Raw genomic sequence first — 1159 nt, forward strand, 5'->3', positions numbered from 1 at the left:
TGACCTGCCGGCTTTCTCCGGACCAGTCAATTCTTGAGAGTGGCTCCCTGGGTTGAAGTGTTACCGACCATTCGAGCGTACGCTCCCGGCGTCATTTTGCCGAGGCTCGAGTGCGGACGCACCTCGTTATAGAGCTTGCGCCAGCCCTCGATGACCACTTTGGCTTCCATCCGGGACCGAAACCACTCCATGGAGAGGCATTCGTCTCGGAATTTGCCGTTGAAGCTTTCGACCATGCCATTCTGCCAGGGTTTGCCGGGATCAATCAGGGCCATGCCCAGCCCTTGGTCAGTTCCCCAGCGTAACAGCGACTTTGAAACAAATTCCGGGCCATTGTCCGAGCGCAGGTGGCGCGGAGTACCGCGTTCACTCACCAGACGTGACAAGACTTCGATAACCCGGTTCGATCGGATGCTGCCGGCGACATCAATGGCAAGGCATTCCCTCGTATATTCATCAATAATCGTAAGGCATTTGAGCTGCTGCCCGTTGGCGCAGGCATCGTGCACGAAATCATAGGCCCAAACCTCGTTGGCTCCGGACGGCAATTGCGGCCTAGGCCGCGAGTGCGCCACGCGTTTGCGCGGACGTTTTCGAGGCACTTGCAAGCCGGCTTTTTGCCACAGCCGCAACGCCTTGTCGGCTCCCATGGCGTGTCCCAGTTGCTCCATAAAGACCAGTATCCGTCGATACCCGAACCGGGGGAACTGGTCTGACAACTGCTTCATGGCAACCAGAAGCGGGCCATCACGGGCCTCAAGGCGCGAAGTATAGCGCAACGTCGAGCGGGAAGTGGAAAACAGCGCACACGCCCTGCGTTGGGACACTCCGTGCTTTTGCGCGAAGGCCACCTGCTGGCGACGGACGGGTGCGCCTACCATTTTTTTGCGGCAACTTCCTTCATCACCTCGATTTCGAGGTCCCGCTCGGCCAGCATTTTCTTCAGCCTGGCGTTTTCCTGCTCCAACTGGCGCAGACGTTTGACATCGTCGGCGTTCATGCCACTGAAGCGCTGCCGCCAGCCATAAATCGTCTGCTCGCTGATGCCGTGGCGCTTGGCGACCTGGGCTACCGGATCCTTATCCGCCTCGCGCAGGATGCCAACCATCTGCTCTTCGGAAAATCTTCCCTTTCTCATGGCTCCCTCTGTCTCGTCGGC

General features: G+C 58.8%; 1 protein-coding gene. It reads right to left on the reverse strand.

All coding sequences use genetic code 11. The annotated features are described in order from the left end of the window. Positions 1-26: 26 nt before the first annotated feature. A protein-coding gene (locus DVDV_RS21700; RefSeq protein WP_139311720.1) for an IS3 family transposase occupies positions 27-1138 on the reverse strand; the annotation gives its coding sequence in 2 pieces (ribosomal slippage) (positions 27-880 and positions 880-1138; 1113 coding nt in all). Positions 1139-1159 lie beyond the last annotated feature (21 nt).

The sequence above is a fragment of the Desulfovibrio sp. DV genome (assembly GCF_001936595.1).
In the GTDB taxonomy this organism is placed as follows: Bacteria; Desulfobacterota; Desulfovibrionia; order Desulfovibrionales; family Desulfovibrionaceae; genus Solidesulfovibrio.